Here is a 13,763-nt window from a genome sequence, read left to right on the forward strand (position 1 = left end):
CGCGGACACATCCCCTCTCCCTCCGGGAGAGGGTTAGGGTGAGGGAAGATCCCTCAGGCTTCCTGCAACGCCCGCGGGCGCTGGCTGCGTTGCTCCGCGGCCGGGGCCGGGGCGTGCTGCAGCTGGAAGTCGAAGGTCAGCTCGGCGTAGCGACCCGGCACGCCACGCGCGCCGTCTTCGCGGAACACCACCTCGCCGACCAGGCCGTCGCGCGTCGCGTAGGCGAAGTCGTCCCACAGGTATTGGTCGCCGGACAGGTTGATCTGCGTGGTCAGGTGGCGATGGCCCGGCGCGGAGATGAAGAAGTGGATGTGCGCCGGGCGCTGGCCATGGCGGCCGAGCAGGTCCAGGCATTCCTGGGTCGGGCCGTCCGGCGAGCAGCCATAGCCACTCGGCACGATGCTGCGCGCGCGGTAACGGCCCTCGGCGTCGGTGACAATGCGCCGGCGCAGGTTGTACTCGGACTGGCTCTGGTCGAAGAACGAGTAGTTGCCCTGGGTGTTGGCGTGCCACAGGTCGACCACCGCGCCGGCCAGCGGCTGGCCTTGCGGATCGAACACCTGACCTTCGAGGAACATCGTGGTGGCGACGCCCTCCTCGCTGCCGTCGTCCATGCGCGTCTCGCCCTGACAGATCGGTGCGCCGGCGACGTACAGCGGGCCTTCGATAGTCCGCGGGGTGCCGCCAGTGAGGCCGAGCTGTTCGTCCTTGGCGTCCTGCAGCAGGTCGAGGAAGTGCTCGACGCCGAGGCCGGCGACCAGCAGGCCGGCTTCGTTGCGACCGCCGAGACGGTTCAGGTAGTCGACGGTCTTCCAGAACTCGTCGTCGCTGATTTCCAGGTCTTCGATGATCTTCGCGGTGTCGTTGAGGATGCGCAGGATGATCTGCTTCAGGCGCGGGCTGCCGTTGTCGTTACCGAAGCCGGCGGCTTCCTCGAAGAACTTCTGCAGCTCGGCAGTCTGGGAGATTTTCACGGTCATGATCGGTACCTCTTGTTCTTAGGATGGTTTCAGCGGTCGTCGCTATGGATCGACGACGGATGGCGACACAGCCCGTCGATCTCGATGTCCATGTAGGGGAACAGCGGCAGTTGCAGCAGGGTGTCGTGCAGCGCCTCGACGCTCGGCAGGTCGAACACGCTGTAGTTGGCGTAGTGCCCGGCGATGCGCCACAGGTGGCGCCACTTGCCTTCCTGTTGCAGACGCTGGGCCAGTTCCTTCTCGTCGGCCTTGAGCTGCGCGGCCTTGGCCGGGTCCATGTCGAGCGGCAATTTCACGGTCATCTTCACGTGGAACAGCATGGGGAATTCCTCTTCGGTTCTCGGTTAGTGGCGGGCGAAACGCGCCAGGCGCTCTTCGTCGAGGCTCAGGCCGAGGCCCGGGGTGCGCGGCACGTGCAGGGCGAAATCGCGATACAGCAGCGGCTCGGTAACGATCTCCTCGGTGAGCAGCAGCGGGCCGAACAGCTCGGTGGCCCAGGTCAGCTGCTTGAGGGTGATGAAGGCGTGCGCCGAGGCCAGGGTGCCGATCGCCCCTTCGAGCATGGTTCCGCCATACAGCGCGATGCCGGCCGCCTCGGCAATCTGCGCGGTGCGCAGCACGGCACGCGGGCCGCCGTTCTTGGCGATCTTCAGGGCGAAGATCGACGCCGCGCCCTCGGCGGCCAGGCTGAAGGCGTCCTCCACCGACTCGATGGATTCGTCGGCCATGATCGGCGCCGGGCTGCGCTGGTTGAGGCGCACCTGCCCCGCGCGGTTGATCCGCGAAATCGGCTGCTCGATCAGGTCGATGCCGTTGTCGCCGAGTACCTGGCAGGCGCGCAGCGCCTGGGATTCGTCCCAGTACTGGTTGACGTCGACACGCACGCTGGCGCGCTCGCCGAGGGCCTTCTTGATCGCGATGACGTGCTTGAGGTCGTGGTCGACCGGGTTGGCGCCGATCTTCAGCTTGAAGATGCGGTGGCGGCGGATGTCGAGCATCTGCTCGGCTTCGGCGATGTCCCGTGCGGTGTCGCCGGAGGCCAAGGTCCAGGCCACTTCCAGGCTGTCGCGCACGCGGCCGCCGAGCAGCTCGCTGACCGGCAGGCCGAGGCGCTTGCCCTGGGCGTCGAGCAGCGCGCTCTCGACCCCGGACTTGGCGAAGGTGTTGCCCTTGATCACCTTGTCCAGGCGCAGCATGGCGGCGTTGATGTTGGCCGCGTCCTGGCCGACCAGTAGCGGCGCGAAGTGCGCGTCGAGGTTGGTCTTGATGCTCTCCGGGCTCTCGTTGCCGTAGGCCAGGCCGCCGATGGTGGTGGCCTCGCCGATGCCTTCGACGCCGTCCGAGCAGCGCACACGGATGATCACCAGGGTCTGCTGCTGCATGGTGTGCATCGCCAGCTTGTGCGGGCGGATGGTCGGCAGGTCGACGATGGTCGCCGACAGGCTTTCGATCAGGACTTGGCTCATTGCATTCTTCCAGGTTCAGGTATCGGACTCAGGCCTTGGCCGCCAGCAGCGGTGCGGCCACCGACTGGCCGCGCCGCTCGTTGAGGCTGTAAACCAGCATCGCCAGCGCGGCGATCACGCCCGGCACGGCGAAGGCCATGAAGTTGAGTTGCAGCGGCAGGTTGATGCCCATCAGCGCGCCGCCGAGCAGCGGGCCGACGATGGCGCCGTTGCGGCCGATGCCCGAGGCCCAGCCGAGGCCGGTGGAGCGGATCGACAGGCCGTACAGCTGCGCGGCGCCGGCGTAGAGGAGAATCTGCGTGCCGATGGTGGTGGCGCCGGCGATGAAGATCAGCAGATAGAGCACCGGCATCGGGCTGTTCACGCCGAGCAGGCTGATCGACACGGCGGCGGCGACGAAGAAGCCGACCATCACCTTGATCAGGTTGAGACGGTCACCCAGCCAGCCGCCGAAGATCGCCCCAAACATGCCGCCGAAGTTCAGCGCGAGCAGGAACGACAGGCTCGAGCCCAGGCTGTAGCCGGCGCTGGCCATCAGTTTCGGCAGCCAGGAGCTGAGCGCATAGACCATCAGCAGGCAGCAGAAGAACGCCACCCAGATCGACAAGGTGCGCACCGCGCGGCCGTCACGAAACAGCTCCAGCACGGCGACGCCTTTGCCCTTGGTGTCGGTCATTTCCAGCACGTCGCCGGCCTGCAGCGCATGGCTGGCGTCGACCCGATTGAGAATCGCGCGGGCCTGCGCGGTACGCCCCTGGCGCACCAGGAAGCCGACCGACTCGGGAAGGAAGTACAGGATCACTGGCAACAGCAGCAGCGGGATGGCCGCGGCGAAGAACATCGCCTCCCAGCCAAAGCGCGGCAGCATGTAGATGCCCACGCCGGCCGACAGCATGCCGCCCAGCGAATAGCCGCTGAACATGATGGCGACCAGGGTGCTGCGCAGCTTCTTCGGCGCGTACTCGTTCATCAGCGCCACTGCGTTGGGCATCAATCCGCCGCAGCCGAGGCCAGCGACGAAGCGGCAGATGCCGAACTCGGTGGGGTTGCTGGCGAAGCCGTTGAGGATGGTCGCGCCGGAGAACAGCGCGAAGCAGATGGCGATGCCCTTCTTGCGGCCGATCTTGTCGGCCAGGCTGCCGAACGCCAGGGCGCCGAACATCATGCCGAACAGCGCATAGCTGCCCAGCGCGCCGGCCTGCAACGGGGTCATGCCCCACTCCTTCATCAGCACCGGCAGGACCACGCCGTAGATGAACAGGTCATAGCCGTCGAAGATCAGCAGCAGCGCGCACCAGCACATGACCATCCAGTGGAAGCGGCTGAAGCGCGCGTTGTCGATCACCTCGTGTACGTCGATTTTTCGCATGGCGTCTGTCTCTTGTTTTTGTTGTGTCAGGGGCCGCTGGTGCGGGTTTCTTTTCTGAAGGAGCGAATTCATTCGCGATGCCTTTGGCGTCGCTGGGATCGCGAATGAATGCGCTCCTACCGGGGGCTTCAGCCGAGGTCGCCACCGCCGACCGGCAGGGTCACGCCGGTGATGTAGGAGGCTTCGTCGGAAGCGAGGAACAGAATCGCGCCGACCTGTTCGTCGATGCTCCCGTAGCGCTTCATCAGGCTGCTCTGCACGGTCTGGTCGACGATTTGCTGGTACCAGACCTTCTCGTCGGCGCTCTGCTCGGCGCCGTTGCGCGGGATGCGCCGGGGCGGCGCCTCGGTGCCGCCGGGGGCGGTGGCGTTGACGCGGATGCCGCGCTCGGCGTTCTCGAACGCCAGGCAGGCGGTCAGCGCATTCACGCCGCCCTTGGCCGCGCCATAGGGCACGCGGTTGAGACCGCGGGTGGCGATCGACGAGACGTTGACGATGGCGCCGCCGCCCTGCGCCAGCATGTGCGGCAGCGCGGCGTGGCAGCACCACAGGGTGGGGAACAGCGAGCGGCGCACTTCGGCCTCGATCTCGCCCTCGCGGTAGTGCTCGAACGGCTTGGCCCAGATTGTCCCGCCGACGTTGTTGATGAGGATGTCCAGCCGACCGAAGCCTTCCACCGCCGCCGCCATCACCCGCGCGCAGTCGGCGTACTGTTCGAGGTCGGCGGTCAGGGTCTGCACCTGGCTGCCATCCCAGGACTGGTCGCGCAGTTCGTGGACCAGCTCGGAGCGATCCACCGCCACCACCAGCGCGCCCTCGACGAGCAGACGCTCGGCGACGCGCCGGCCGATGCCTTGGGCGGCGCCGGTGACCAGGGCGACCTTGTTGTCGAATCTCATGCTCATGTCAGCCTCGAAAAAAATGGGCCGGGCAACACACGGCCCCAAGGGGAATCTCCAGCGAGTTCGCTACCGTCTGGATTCCCGCCTGCACGGCGGCCCGCGCAGGGGAATGACGGAGTTGGCGGAGCGCCCGGTGCCCTCTCCGTCGCCCCCGCGCAGGCGGGGGCCCAATAAACCGCCCTACGCCGCGCTGGCCGCGAACTTCTCGTAGTAGAAGTTCGCCGGCTGGATGCCCTGCTCGCGGATGTACTGGCTGACCGCCTCGACCATCGGTGGCGGGCCGCACAGGTAGACGTCGACGTCGCCGTCGTTGAGGTGCTGCGGCGCGATGTGCTGGGTGACGTAGCCCTTCTGCGGGTAGCTGCTGTCCGGGTTGGCCACGCAGGCGCTGAAGGTGAAGTTGGGGATGCGCGCGGCGAAGGCTTCCAGGCGGTCCATCTCGACCAGGTCGAAGTCGTTGGTCACGCCATAGATCAGGTGCAGCGGGTGGGTGCTGCCCTCCTCGGCAACCTTCTCGAGCATTGCGGTGAACGGCGCCAGGCCGGTGCCGCCGGCCAGCAGCAGCAGCGGCCGTTTGATCTCGCGCAGGTAGAAGCTGCCCAGCGGGCCGGCCAGGCTCATGGCATCGCCGGCCTTGGCCAGGCCGCTGAGAAAGCTGCTCATCAGCCCACCCGGCACGTTGCGGATCAGGAAGCTGACTTCGCCGTCCTTCTGCAGCGAGCTGAACGAGTAGGCGCGGGTCTGCTCGCTGCCCGGCACCTTGAGGTTGACGTACTGGCCCGGCAGGAACGCCAGCTTGCTCAGCGCCTCGCCCTTGATCGACAGCGCGATGGTGCTGTCGGAGAGCTGGCGCACCGCGCTGATGCTCGCCTCGTAGCTGGTCTGCTGGGTCTTGCACACGTCGGACGAGGCCGGCACGCGCACCACGCAGTCGCTCTCGGCGCGCATCTGGCAGGTCAGCACGTAGCCTTGGGCGGCTTCCTCTTCGCTCAGCGCGTCCTCGATGTAGTCCTGACCCAGGTCGTAGCGGCCGGCTTCGGCGAAGCACTTGCAGGTGCCGCAGGCGCCGTCGCGGCAGTCCAGCGGGATGTTGATGCCCTGGCGGTAGGCGGCGTCGGCCACGGTTTCGCCGGCGGCGGCGTCGATGAAACGGGTGACGCCGTCTTCGAAATTGAGTGCGATCTGGTGAGTCATGGTGGTGCCCTCAGTGACCCGCCGGTGGCGTCGGAGCGCTGGCCCGGATGGGCGCGCGACGCGACCGGGCGTGTCCTCAGATGTGGTAGATGTCGATGACCTGACGGACGTAGTCATTCTTGAGAACCACCTTCTTGGCCTTGATCAGCGGCTGCTCGCCGCGCACATCGAGGGTGTAGAAGCTGGTGCCGAAGTAACTGTCCGTGGTCTTGTAGCGGAAGCTCAGCGTGTGCCAGTTGAAACGCACATGGCACAGGTCGTCGGCGACCTCGAGCAGCTCGATGTTGCTGAGGTTGTGCGAGGTGCGGGTGTCCGGCATGGTCGCGCTGGAGCGCTCGGTCTTGATGCGGAACACGCGATCTTCGAGACCGCCACGGTTGCCGTACCAGATCAGCGAGATTTCCGTCTGCGGGTCTTCGGTGAGGGTGTCGTTGTCGTCCCAGGACGGCATCCAGAACGTGGCATCGGCGGCATACAGCTCCAGCCAGTTGTCCCACTCGCTGTCGTCCAGGTAGCGCGCTTCGCGGTAGAGGAAGTCGCGCACGCGTTCATACGAGATGCTCATTGCACGGCCTCCACGGGAATCAGCTGGGATTCGGCCGCGGCGGCCTTGAGCATGGTCTGCTGCCAGTACTGGTGCTGCAGGACGAACAGGCCTTCATCCTCGGTGCGCACACCGGAGAGCAACGGGTGCAGCTCGATTTCCTGCGCCGCCGCGTCGGCGCCCTCGACCCAATGGGCCGCGCCGCGGGACATGTCGTTCCAGCCGCGATTGCCCTGGTAGCCCATCTGGCAGGAGCGGAACTCTTCCAGGTCGTCCGGAGTGGCCATGCCACTGACGTTGAAGAAGTCCTCGTACTGGCGGATGCGCTTGGCGCGCGCCTCGGCGCTCTCGCCACGCGGGGCGATGCAGTAGATGGTGATCTCGGTCTTGTCGACGGAGATCGGGCGGGCGATGCGGATCTGCGAGCTGAACTGGTCCATCAGATAGACGTTCGGGTACAGGCACAGGTTGCGCGAGTTCTCGATCATCCAATCGGCGCGCGCCTGGCCGAAGTCGCGGGCGAGCTCGTCGCGGCGCTCGTAGGCCGGGCGATCCTCGGGGTTGGCCCAGCGGGTCCAGAGCAGCAGGTGGCCATGGTCGAAGGAATAGAAGCCGCCGCCGTTCTTGGCCCAGCTGCCGGCGCTCATGGTCTTGATCTCTTCGCCGGACTCGCGCTGCTTGCGCTGGTTCTGGGTCGCGGCGTAGTTCCAGTGCACCGAACTGACGTGGTAACCGTCGGCGCCGTTCTCGGCGGTCAGCTTCCAGTTGCCCTCGTAGATGTACGAAGACGAGCCGCGCAGCACTTCCAGGCCGTCCGGAGACTGGTCGACGATCATGTCGATGATCTTCGCCGACTCGCCGAGGTGTTCGATCAGCGGTTTGACGTCGGCATTCAGGCTGCCGAACAGGAAGCCGCGGTAGGACTCGAAGCGCGCCACCTTGGTCAGGTCATGCGAGCCTTCGCAGTTGAAGCTCGACGGGTAGCCGGCCTCGGCCGGGTCCTTGACCTTGAGCAGCTTGCCGCTGTTGTTGAAGGTCCAGCCGTGGAACGGGCAGGTGTAGGACGAGCGGTTGCCGGTCTTGTGCCGGCACAGCATCGCGCCGCGGTGGCTGCAGGCGTTGAGGAAGGCATTCAGCTCGCCGTCCTTGTTGCGCGCGATGAAGATCGGCTGGCGTCCCATGACGGTGGTGAGGAAGTCGTTCTTGTTGGGAATCTGGCTCTCGTGGGCGAGATAGATCCAGTTGCCCTCGAAGATGTGCTTCATCTCCAGTTCGAACAGGCGCGGGTCGGTGAACATCTCCCGCTTGCAGCGGTAGACGCCGTTCTCCTTATCTTCCTCAAGCAGGGAATGCAGGAAATCAGATCCCAGGGACATGGCCAGGGCCTCCGTTGTTATTGTTCAGGCGAGGCTCAGGTTATGGCTGGGGCGGCGGCGGCAATATCCGCTTTGTGCAGATCGCTATCCGTTTTGTGCAGCGCGGTGGCAATCGTCAGGGAAGGCCGGTAGGCGCGAATTCATTCGCGAACAGCGCCGACAACTATGCCGTCGGATCGCGAATGAATTCGCTCCTACAGGGGAAGCCGGGGGTGCGGGATGCGCGGAATCAGCCGCGGCGCTTGAGGGTATCGGAGGGCAGTTCGCCGAACTGCTGGCGATAGCTTTCCGAGAAGCGCCCGAGGTGCAGGAAGCCGTAGTCGAGCGCCAGTTCGGTAACGTTGCGCACGTGGCAACTGGGGTCGGCCAGGCAGGCGTGCACACGTTCGAGCTTCTTCTGGCGGATGTAGTGCTTGGGCGTGGTGCCGGCATGCCGCTCGAACAGCGCGTACAGCGAACGCAGGCTCATGCGCGCCTGCTGGGCGAGGTCCTCGCTGCTGATGTCCAGCTTGAGGTTGCCGGCGATGTAGTCGGCGATGCGCTCGAAGCTCGCCGCCTGGGCGCAGAGGTTCTCGCGGCTGACGTTGGTCTTCAGCAGGGTCAGCAGCTTGCTGCCGACGATCTGCGCGTAGTGGTCCTGCACGCGCGGCAGCGGCTCGCCGCTTTCCGCCTCCTGGCAGACCATGCCGAGCAGACCGGTGAAGCCGTCCAGCGCGTCGAGCCGGTAACGGTTCTCGAGGAAGCGCACGCCCTGCCCCGGCCGCTGCCAGCGCTGTTCGTCGCAGATCGATTCGAGCAGCGCGGTGGGCAACTTGAGGATGAACTTCTCGCAGTCATCCGAGTAGGTCAGGTCGACCGGATCGTCCGGGTTGATCAGCAGCAGCTCGCCCGGGGCGAAATAGTGCTCCTGCTTGTGGCCGCGCCACAGGCAGTGGCCGCGCAGCAATATCTGCAGGTGGAAGATGGTCTCCAGCGCCGGCGAGGTGACGCGCACCGCGCCGCCGTAGCTGATGCGGCACAGGTCGAGGCTGGCGAACTGGCGATGGCTGAGGCTGGCTTGCGGATGGCCGACGGCGGGCAGGCGGATGCCATGCGCTCCGACGTGCTGGTTCACGTACTCGGAAACCGCGTACGGATCGGCGCGCTCGAACACGCTACTGCGTTCGCTCAGCAGGCGACTGTCCATCGGCAAGGCACTCTTGTAGTTATCGTTGGCCGTCGATCGGCATGCCTAGGCATGCATCGCGGCTGATCACGCTTTGATCTTATGTGACTCAGAGCCCGGCGGATCGGCAACGTGATAAACGGTTGCTCCGCGCCGGTAGCGGGCAGGCGACCCGGTTCGCTCGCACACTACGGAGCGCGGCGCCGGGAAAGCAATTCGACCTTCGATTCAGCGGGCGATCAGCGAACACTTTGCCCGCTGCGCTCAGGTGAACAGGCGGGTACTCAACTCCCGGCTGGCGTCCAGCAGCACCGGCAGGAAGCGGGTTTCCAGCTCCTGGCGGCTGACCCGGCCGGCATGGGTGCCGACGTTCAGCGCGGCGAGCACCTGACCGGCGGAATCGCGCACCGGCACCGCCAGCGAGCGCAGACCGACTTCCAGCTCCTGGTCGATGATCACCCAGCCCTGGCGACGGATCTCCTCGATGCTCGCGCGCAGCGCGTCCGCGGTATGCACGGTGCGACTGGTCTTGATCTGCAGGTCGGCGTGTTCGAGGTAGTCCTCCAGCGCCGCGTCATCCAGGGCGGCGAGCAGGATGCGACCCATCGAGGTGCAGTAGGCCGGCAGACGACCGCCGACGCTGAGGTCGACGGAGATCAGCCGCTGCGGCGTCGCCGAACGGGCGATGTAGAGAATCTCGTCGCCTTCCAGGGTGGCCATCGAGCAGGCCTCGTGCAGCTGCTCGCTGATCCGATCGAGGATCGGCTGGGCGGTCACCGCCAGCGGCGTCGACGACAGGTAGGCGTGGCCGAGGGTCAGCACCTTGGGCAGCAGCGAGTAGGTGCGTCCATCGGTGGTCACGTAACCGAGCTTCATCAGCGTGTGCAGGCAGCGGCGCACGGCGGCACGGGGAATTTCCGTGCGGTGGCTGATCTGCGCGATGGTCAGGTGGCGTTTGCGCTCCTGAAACGCATGGATCACCGCCAGGCCGCGCGCCAGCGAGGTCATGAAGTTCGGATCGCCGGTCAACGCCTCGATTCGCTTGGCCGGCGAGGCGATGATCGGCGGCGCCAGGGGCACCGGGCTGGGGCGCTGTTCGTCGTTCATGGGGGCGTGATCCTGCGACGGAGATCGACCGATTATCGAACGGCAGTTCGATAATCGCAATTGACCGAAACGCCGCCCGCCTCTACCTTGGCGTCGCCTTCGGCGCCCACGAAAGTCACTGGTCAGGTACAACAGGGGCGCCCGCCTTCCGGAGCTATCCGCGCCTGGACGGTTCGGCGCGGCGCGGCTCACAAGGCGACGCCGGCACTTCCCCTCGTTGCCAGCCTCCCCGCGGTGCCACACGCATCGCCGGGGCCTGGTCCTCCGCCCTAAACGGGGTCTGCCTGCTCCATCCGCGTCGCCGACAACTGCCGCAAACGACTGAGCGTGCGGGCGAAGTCGACGTGCGAGCCACCCTGGCACAGCGTGTCGAGGTCGGCGGCACAGCTCAGCCAGAGCTGGATGCGACTGTCATAGGCAATGTCGACGAAGTTGAGAAAGCGCTGCTGCACGTCGATGCCCTCGCCCCGCAGACAGGGCACGTCGCTGATCGCGATGCGCCGGTAACGCTGGCATAGCCAGAGGAAGTCGACGCTGGAATGCGGGCGCCGGCACAGCTCGTCGAAGTCCAGCCAGATGCGGTTGTCCTGCAACGCCCGCACGGCCAGCGGATGGTGGTTGACCGTCAGCTTCAGCTCGCGCTCGACCGCGGTATCCAGGCCGAGCCGCTGTTCCAGCCAGCGCGACGCCACGTCGGCCAGCGGCCAGACGTAACCGCCCCAGTTTTCCAGTGCGCTGCTGTGCTGCCGGTAGTCCTCGCCGGCGTCCAGTTCGACGATCTGGAAGCGTTTCTCGATGGTCTCGATGGCCGGCTTGAAGCGCTCGCGGTAGAGCGAATTGGGGCACAAGCCGGCCGGCGGGTAGTTGGACGTGCAGACCAGCCCGACGCCCTCCTCGACCAGCACCTTGAGCAGCCGGCCGAGCAGCATGGCATCGCCGATGTCGTGCACGTGGAACTCGTCGAAGCACAGCAGGCGCGCTTCGCCAGCCACTTCGCGGGCGACCAGCGCCAGCGGATCGGCCTGCCCGCTGTGCGCATGCATGCGCACCTGCAGCTCCTGGAGGAAGGCGTGGAAATGCACGCGGCGCTTGGCCTGCACCGGCGCGGCGGCGAAGAACGCGTCCATCACGAAGCTCTTGCCGCGCCCGACTCCGCCCCACAGGTAGACACCCGCCACGGGGCGGCGCAGCCAGCCGTGGCGCCCTGCCAGCCAGGCTTCGAGCCAGCTGGCCAGGGCGTCGATGGCGGCCTGCTGGGCGGCGTCGGCGCGGTAGCCACGCTCGTCAAGGGTGGCGGCGAAATGCCGACGCACGCGCTGCTCGACCGGTTCGGCCAGCGCGTCCTGTTCAGGTTCAAACGACTGGGAAGTCAAAACAACAGCCTCTCTGCACCGGCCTGCGCATCCCGAAGCGGCGCATGCTCCTGCCTTCGACTACGCGCTGCGGCAGTGGTTGCCGGCAGCGTAGCCGTGGCAAGGCGTCAGGTTAGCCGAGGGCAGGACGCGCTGTCCGCGCGCCGCTGCGCTGTCCGCCCGCTAATCGAACGGATTCGTCGCGGGCAGCGCGATCAAGCTGGCTGGGGGGTGACGAAACTGTCGGTCAGTTGCTGGGCCGGCATCGGGCGACCGAGCAGGTAGCCCTGCAGCGAGTCGCAGCCCAGTTCGGTGAGGAAGCTCCGCTGTGGCGTGGTTTCCACGCCCTCGGCGATGACCTTGAGGTTGAGCGTGCGGCCCAGGGCGATGATTGCCGCGACGATCGCCGCGTCGTCGCTGCCGGCCTCCAGTTCGCGGATGAAGCCACGATCGATCTTCAGTTCGGTGGCCGGCAGACGCTTGAGGTAGAGCAGGCTCGAGTAGCCGGTGCCGAAGTCGTCGATGGAGATGCTCACGCCCATTTCCGCCAGGCGGTCGAGGATCGCCAGGCTCGTGTCGGCGTCGCGCATGGCGGTCGACTCGGTGACTTCCAGGGTCAGGTTGCGCGGCTCCAGCGCATGGCGCTGCAGCGCGCTGCGCACCGTCTCCACCAGCCCGGAGTGGGCGAACTGGCTGGCGGACAGGTTCACCGCGACACTCCAGTCCTCACGGCCGAGCACCCGCCAGCGGCGCATCTGCGCGCAGGCTTCGTTGATCACCCATTGGCCGATCGGCACGATCAGCCCGGTCTTCTCCGCCAGCGGCAGGAACTGGTCCGGCGCCAGCAGGCCGCGCTGCGGGTGCTGCCAGCGCAGCAGCGCCTCGGCGCCGGTCGTCTGGCCGTTCGGGGCAAGCACCTTGGGCTGGTAATAGAGCACCAGCTCGTTGCGCTCCAGCGCATGGCGCAGGTCCTGCAGCAGTTGCAGCTGTTCGTGGGCGTTGGCGTTCATCGAGCTTTCGAAGAAACAGTAGCCGTCGCGGCCCTGATCCTTGGCGTGGTACATGGCCGCGTCGGCGTTGACCAGCAGCTCATGTTGGCTATTGCCATTGCCCGGGTACACGGCGATGCCGATGCTCGCCGAGACGAAGCACTCGTGGCGCTCGATGGAGTACGGCTGGCGCACGGTCTCGATCAGCTTCTCGGCGATCTTCGCCGCATCGGTCGGGTCGCCGATCTCCACCAGTAGGACGAACTCGTCGCCGCCCAGGCGCGCCACGGTGTCCTGGCCACGCATGGTCTCGCGGATGCGCTGCGCCACTTCGACCAGCAACTGGTCGCCGCGGTGATGGCCGTAGGCGTCGTTGACCGCCTTGAAACCATCCAGATCGAGGAACAACGCGGCGAAACTGCTGTGGTCGCGGCTGGCCTTCTGGATCGCCTGCTCCAGACGGTCGCTGAGCAGCATGCGATTGGGCAGCTTGGTCAGGTTGTCGTACAGGGCCAACTGCATCAGCTCGCTGTTGGCCTGCGCCAGCGAAGTGGCCAGCGAGGCGGTGCGCTGCTCCAGACGCGAGTCGAGCACCGAGATGATCAGCGCGATGGCCATCACCGCGAGGGTCACCACGATCACCAGGATCGCCAGCCAGTTGGTATCGATGCCGGTATTGGCCGCACCGCAGAAACTGCCCTCGGGGAACTGTGCGGCGGCCATGCCGGTGTAGTGCATGCCGACGATCGCGCAGCCCATCACCACTGCCGCGCCAGCGCGGCTCACCACCACCCAGGCCGAATGCTGGCGCAGGCGGAAGGCGATCCACAGCGCCGCGCCCGAGGCAACGATGGCCACCAGCACCGAGAGCACGAACCACACCGGGTCGTAGACGATGCCCGGCATCATGCGTAGCGCGGCCATGCCGGTGTAGTGCATCGACGCGATGGCCACACCCATGAGCAGCGCGCCGAGCGCCAGGCGCGTCCACGGCAGCTCCTGCTGGCACACCAGCCACAGCGCGAAGGCCGAGGTGGCAACGGCAATCAGCAGCGAGGCCGCCGTCAGCGTGAGGTCATAACCGAGGTCAATCGGCAGGCTGAACGCCAGCATGCCGACGAAGTGCATCGACCAGATGCCCATGCCCATGGCGAAGGCACCACCGGCCAGCCACAGCGAGACCGAACGACCGCTGGCGGTGGAAACCCGGCCAGCCATGTCGAGGGCGGTGTAGGAAGCGAGGATGGCGACGATCAGCGAGAAGACGACCAGGACTTCGTTGTAACTACTGGCAAGCATGAATACTCCGCATTGCAGCG

Annotated in this window: 12 protein-coding genes; all 12 read right to left on the reverse strand. The window is 66.4% G+C overall.

Annotated features, from left to right (window positions below; all coding sequences use genetic code 11):
* Positions 1-53: 53 nt before the first annotated feature.
* The 12 genes from catA to JQX08_RS00115 all read right to left on the reverse strand — a co-directional run bounded on the left by catA (position 54) and on the right by JQX08_RS00115 (position 13,743).
* A complete protein-coding gene (gene catA / locus JQX08_RS00060) occupies positions 54-980 on the reverse strand; it encodes a catechol 1,2-dioxygenase (RefSeq protein ID WP_204913807.1) in 927 nt (308 codons plus the stop codon).
* Between the two features lie 29 nt (positions 981-1,009).
* Complete coding sequence (gene catC, locus JQX08_RS00065) at positions 1,010-1,300, reverse strand: muconolactone Delta-isomerase (RefSeq protein ID WP_204913809.1); 291 nt, start codon at positions 1,298-1,300, stop codon at positions 1,010-1,012.
* A gap of 24 nt (positions 1,301-1,324) precedes the next feature.
* Positions 1,325-2,446: a muconate cycloisomerase family protein gene (locus tag JQX08_RS00070; RefSeq protein WP_204913810.1), complete on the reverse strand. Its 1,122-nt coding sequence runs from the start codon at positions 2,444-2,446 to the stop codon at positions 1,325-1,327.
* 28 nt (positions 2,447-2,474) lie between these two features.
* Positions 2,475-3,815: an MFS transporter gene (locus tag JQX08_RS00075; protein WP_204913811.1), complete on the reverse strand. Its 1,341-nt coding sequence runs from the start codon at positions 3,813-3,815 to the stop codon at positions 2,475-2,477.
* Between the two features lie 128 nt (positions 3,816-3,943).
* On the reverse strand, positions 3,944-4,720 hold the full coding sequence (locus JQX08_RS00080) for a 1,6-dihydroxycyclohexa-2,4-diene-1-carboxylate dehydrogenase (protein ID WP_204913812.1): 777 nt from the start codon (positions 4,718-4,720) through the stop codon (positions 3,944-3,946).
* A gap of 177 nt (positions 4,721-4,897) precedes the next feature.
* Positions 4,898-5,911: a benzoate 1,2-dioxygenase electron transfer component BenC gene (gene benC / locus JQX08_RS00085; protein ID WP_204913813.1), complete on the reverse strand. Its 1,014-nt coding sequence runs from the start codon at positions 5,909-5,911 to the stop codon at positions 4,898-4,900.
* Between the two features lie 76 nt (positions 5,912-5,987).
* Positions 5,988-6,476 (reverse strand): benzoate 1,2-dioxygenase small subunit, encoded by a 489-nt coding sequence (gene benB, locus JQX08_RS00090; protein WP_204913814.1) that lies wholly within the window; start codon positions 6,474-6,476, stop codon positions 5,988-5,990.
* Positions 6,473-7,831, reverse strand: coding sequence for a benzoate 1,2-dioxygenase large subunit (gene benA / locus JQX08_RS00095; RefSeq protein ID WP_204913816.1), 1,359 nt, complete (start codon positions 7,829-7,831; stop codon positions 6,473-6,475). Before benA ends, benB begins: the two co-directional genes overlap by 4 nt.
* A gap of 229 nt (positions 7,832-8,060) precedes the next feature.
* The gene (locus tag JQX08_RS00100) at positions 8,061-9,017 is read right to left on the reverse strand and encodes an AraC family transcriptional regulator (RefSeq protein WP_204913818.1); all 957 of its coding nucleotides are present in this window, start codon (positions 9,015-9,017) and stop codon (positions 8,061-8,063) included.
* A 243-nt stretch (positions 9,018-9,260) separates the two neighbouring features.
* The gene (locus JQX08_RS00105; protein ID WP_204913819.1) at positions 9,261-10,103 is read right to left on the reverse strand and encodes an IclR family transcriptional regulator domain-containing protein; all 843 of its coding nucleotides are present in this window, start codon (positions 10,101-10,103) and stop codon (positions 9,261-9,263) included.
* 269 nt (positions 10,104-10,372) lie between these two features.
* The gene (gene zapE, locus JQX08_RS00110) at positions 10,373-11,476 is read right to left on the reverse strand and encodes a cell division protein ZapE (RefSeq protein ID WP_204913820.1); all 1,104 of its coding nucleotides are present in this window, start codon (positions 11,474-11,476) and stop codon (positions 10,373-10,375) included.
* A 194-nt stretch (positions 11,477-11,670) separates the two neighbouring features.
* Positions 11,671-13,743 carry a putative bifunctional diguanylate cyclase/phosphodiesterase gene (locus JQX08_RS00115; RefSeq protein ID WP_204913821.1) on the reverse strand — a complete coding sequence of 691 codons (2,073 nt, stop codon included), beginning with the start codon at positions 13,741-13,743 and terminating at the stop codon, positions 11,671-11,673.
* Between the last annotated feature and the right edge of the window lie 20 nt (positions 13,744-13,763).

Source organism: Zestomonas insulae (genome assembly GCF_016901015.1).
Classification (GTDB): Bacteria; Pseudomonadota; Gammaproteobacteria; order Pseudomonadales; family Pseudomonadaceae; genus Aquipseudomonas; species Aquipseudomonas insulae.